This is a genomic window from Shigella sp. FC1967, from assembly GCF_001743005.1.
Lineage (GTDB): Bacteria > Pseudomonadota > Gammaproteobacteria > Enterobacterales > Enterobacteriaceae > Proteus.
Genome location: NZ_MIIZ01000708.1, coordinates 1 through 4,297, shown reverse-complemented (window position 1 = coordinate 4,297; position 4,297 = coordinate 1). Strand labels below are relative to the sequence as shown.

Sequence of the window (4,297 nt, the reverse complement as noted above, 5' to 3'; positions counted from 1 at the left end):
AAGCAAAAGGATATATCCTCCTAGTCAAAGGAGTATGGATTACGAGTGCTATCATTAATTATAATTATTCTGGTGGTAATTATGATTATAAAGGTAGCTCTTCAAATCGACATTATTTAAATTTAAGATCTGGTTTAAATATTGGTGCGTGGAGATTAAGAGACTATTCAACATGGAATTATAATAGTAGCAAACAGGGCTCTAAAACTGATTTCAATCATATTAATACAACCTTATCTCGTGATTTAGGGCAATGGCGCTCGCGGTTAATCATAGGGGATACTTATACATCATCAAACTTATATGATGGTGTCAGTTTTAGAGGGATTAAACTGACGTCAGAAGAGTCTATGTTACCTGATAGTCTGCGTAATTTTGCGCCTGTTGTCCGAGGTATTGCGAAAGGAACAGCGGTTGTTTCTATTAAACAGAGCGGATATGAAATTTATCAAGAAACGGTGCCTGCGGGTCCTTTTGAAATAAATGATTTAAATTCCGTGGGCTCAGGTGGTGATTTATATGTAACAATAAAAGAAGCAGATGGTAGTACTCAATCATTTACGGTTCCATGGTCTTCTTTACCCAATATGCAACGTGCAGGTGGTTTTCAGTATGCTATTAATTTTGGTGAAGTCAGGAATGGAGGCGCTGAAGTTGAAAAAAAATAAATTCGTAATGGGTGAATTCTATTATGGATTAAAGAATGATTTAACTCTTTTTAGTGGTACACAATTATCCAAAAAATTATAATAGCTTTACATTAGGTAGTGCAAAAAAATTTAGGTACGTTAGGAGCGGTATCCCTTTCTGTTACACAAGCGCATTCAAAACTTGCCGATAACAGTTCTCATGACGGGCAACAGTTTGAAATATCTTATCAAAAGAATTTAGAAAAAACAGATACTGATATTCATTTTGCAGGCTATCGCTATTCAACGAGTGGTTATTATGATTTTAATGATACTAACTATAAATATATGAATTCGGATAAATATGACAATGATGATAACTATTATTATGACTTGAACTTTAAAATAAAAGGTAAAACAAGTATTAACATCTCTCAGCCAGTTGGATTTGGTTCAATATATTTAAGTGGTGAGAATAAAACATATTGGAACACGTCTAAAAAAAGAGACATTATTACAAGTTGGTTATTCCACTAGTTACAATGGGATCTCTTTTAGTACTAACTACTCTAATAATAAGACGGTATGGAATGATAAGAATGATCAAATGCTATCATTTAATATGTCCGTTCCGATGAGTCTATTTTTATCACCAGATAGTACAGCTATTTATAAAAATAGTTATATTAGTAATTCATTTGTTTCTGACTTAAATGGTTCATTGAGCGATCAAATGACATTAAGTGGCAATTTACTTGAGAATGACGCATTAAGCTACAATATATCGCAAGGGTATAATAAGAATGAAAGAACATTATACCAAAGTAGTATTTCAGGTAGCTATTTTTCACCTAAAATGATCACTAATGTCGGCTACTCTTATAATAAAGATAGTTCACAGCTCTATTATAGTATGTCAGGCGGGGCCTTAATTCACTCTGACGGTATAACCTTTGGACAATCTCTAAATCAAACGGCAATTTTAGTTAAAGCGCCAGGTGCGAGTAATACGCCAATTGCGGGACATCGGGGTATTTCAACGGATAGTCGTGGTTATGCACTTATTCCTTATGCATCGAACTATCGTGTAAACAGAGTAGAGTTGGATATTACTAAGCTACCTAAAAATGTTGAAATTGAAAATGCTATCGTCAGCGTAGTACCAGATAATGATGCTGTAGTACTCGCAAGCTTTGATCCTCAGGTGGGGTATAAAGCCTTTATTAATATTACTTATAAAGGAAATCCAGTACCTTTTGGTGCTATTGCCACGATAGAAAATAAAAGTATTTCCTCTTTTGTTGGTGATGCTGGCCAAGCTTATATTGCAGGTCTAAATGATAAAGGAATGATTAATGTGAAATGGGGCAACCAAGCAGACCAAGCCTGTTCCTTCACATATGACTTATCAAATATTGAGAAAAACCAGTCTATTGTTAATTTCTCAGCTCAAATGTCAATAAAGATGAAAGGTGAAATAATGAAACTGGAAAAACCACTTTATATTTTTAGCGATAATTTTTCTTTTGCCTTTTATATCAAGTATTGCTAAAGCACAAACGCAAATAACTATTAAAGGGCAAGTTTGGTCTAATTCTTGTGAAGTTGAAATAGGAAGCCAAAACTTTACTGTTAATTTAGGTTCTAATGCAAATAAAAATTTCTTAGATTTAGATCGTAGAGGACCTAAAAAAAAGTTTTAATATTGTATTAAGTCGGTGTGGAGAAACTGCGAGAGGGGCATATTTAAGTTTTAATGGTGAGCAAGATCCTTCTAATCGTGACTTATTAAAATTAGATAGTGTGCCAGCAGCAGCAACAGGAGTCGCCATTATGATAACTAATGCTAACGGTACGCAGATCCCTATTAATAAAAATAGAGCTGTAATGGTCGACTTGCAACCCAGTGTAAGTAATGTGATTAATTTAAATGCGGAATTAGTCTCTGTTCGTTTACCCGTTACAATGGGTAAATTTACAGCAACTGCAAATTTCGTTCTTGAATACTTATAAAGAAGGTTTTATGACTAAATATATTATTAGTATGCTACTTTTATTCAGCTTGCCTTCATTAACATATGCTAAAGAAATTAAAACTTCGGTTGTCACGATTTATGGAAAAGTATTAGCTAAGCCGTGTACTATTATTCCATCAAATAAAGTCGTCGATTTAGGTGATATTTTTACTTATAAACTAAACCCTTATTCAGATTGGGTGGATTTTGATATTACTATGACTAATTGCCCTAATGTAACAAATAATGTTTCGGCTGTATTTTTCGGGTGACTATAATGTTGCAAAACAGATATTTTATTAACAAAGGAACATCAACGAATGTCGGCGTACAAATTAGAAACAAGGATAATTCAGTGCTAATTCGTTCAGGTGATTCTATAAATAAAAAAATAGGTAATGTAAATAATAGTACAGTCATATTTAATCTGTCTGCTAGGGTTATTAAATTAAACGGTCCGACTTCATCTGGAACATTACAATCAATTATTAATGTTACATATACTTGGGCTTAGCCAATTATAGAGAGTTTTATTATGAAATATAAGTCATTAATTCTAACATTTGCTTTATTTTCTGTAAGTACTTACTCCTATGCAGATTGGAAAATTTATTGTGGTGACATTAGTCCTTCTATCTCCTATGAGGGAGCGCGAGAATATGGATTGCCTTCTGGAAGTATTTTACCATCCGATCAGGCACTTTATGTAGTCGGATTACCGCCAGTTATAAAACCAAGCGACGCAGCGAAAGGAATATCGGCTAATGTAGCCGTGAAATGTTCACTTGCTCAATCAAAAGAAATAAGGGAATTTAAGACTAATGATAATTGGCAAAATTACAATGTGTTTGGTGTATGGTCTCCTAGAGTTTCACAAGAATTACTAAATGACCAATATTTATTACCATATACAGGGGGGAAAGATAACTCTGATATTGGTGGTGTATATAGTGGCTCAATTAGGCATCCAAATAATATTAAGCAATGGTATAAGATAGCAAATAATCAAATAACAGCTAACGTATTTAGATTTAAACCTACTGCCGGCATCATTCCAGCAGGGACTGAATTATTTAAAATGGAGCTAAGAGGAAGAGCCGATCTTCCTGGCGCTGATGAGGCTTTTAATGTTTTAGTGCCAGTAAGAACATCTAGTGAAGTACGAATATTAGAGCCAACCTGTGACTTTTCTACCCCTTCTGCATCTATTACTCTTGATAATTATAACGCGGGTGCAAATACATCAAAAAGAATACCAATAAATTTACAGTGTAACTACAAATAATACAATAAATATTACCTTTATAGGCACAACAGTAGATAGTAATAGAACTGTTTTTTAAAAAATACAGAAACTAATAATCCTGCCAAAGGCATTGGTTTTAAGATAGTCGATATATATAATAAAACCATAAAAGCGGGTGAGCCAGTTGCTTATAATATTACTGCAGATGTTCTTACCTCTTTTATTCAATGCAGAATATGCACCTGAGCCATCATCAACGGTAAAGGCTGGAAATGTAAAAAGTGTTGTAAATATTCAGATGGAGTATAATTAAAAAATATATTAAGTTAATATAAAGGTGAATGATTTTATCAATTATAAGAATTTAGATAAATTCTCACCTTTTTTTATTTTTATTAAAAAACAAC

4 protein-coding genes and 1 pseudogene are annotated in these 4,297 nt (G+C 33.2%); all 5 read left to right on the top strand.

The features are described 5' to 3' along the window. Positions 1-14: 14 nt before the first annotated feature. Positions 15-1,166 (top strand): annotated as a pseudogene (locus tag BHE89_RS27000) (fimbria/pilus outer membrane usher protein). Continuing rightward, on the top strand, positions 1,096-2,181 hold the full coding sequence (locus tag BHE89_RS10535) for a fimbria/pilus outer membrane usher protein (protein ID WP_128860459.1): 1,086 nt from the start codon (positions 1,096-1,098) through the stop codon (positions 2,179-2,181). The pseudogene BHE89_RS27000 and the gene BHE89_RS10535 overlap by 71 nt, the downstream one beginning before the upstream one ends. A 122-nt stretch (positions 2,182-2,303) precedes the next feature. Next, entirely contained in the window at positions 2,304-2,642 is a 339-nt protein-coding gene (locus tag BHE89_RS10530) for a fimbrial protein (protein WP_128860458.1), read from the top strand. 10 nt (positions 2,643-2,652) lie between these two features. Further along, positions 2,653-2,916, top strand: a complete 264-nt coding sequence (locus tag BHE89_RS10525) for a fimbrial protein (RefSeq protein ID WP_128860457.1) — start codon at positions 2,653-2,655, stop codon at positions 2,914-2,916. Positions 2,917-3,179: 263 nt separating this feature from the next. After that, the gene (locus BHE89_RS10520; RefSeq protein ID WP_128860456.1) at positions 3,180-3,929 is read left to right on the top strand and encodes a hypothetical protein; all 750 of its coding nucleotides are present in this window, start codon (positions 3,180-3,182) and stop codon (positions 3,927-3,929) included. The last annotated feature ends 368 nt before the right edge of the window (positions 3,930-4,297 follow it).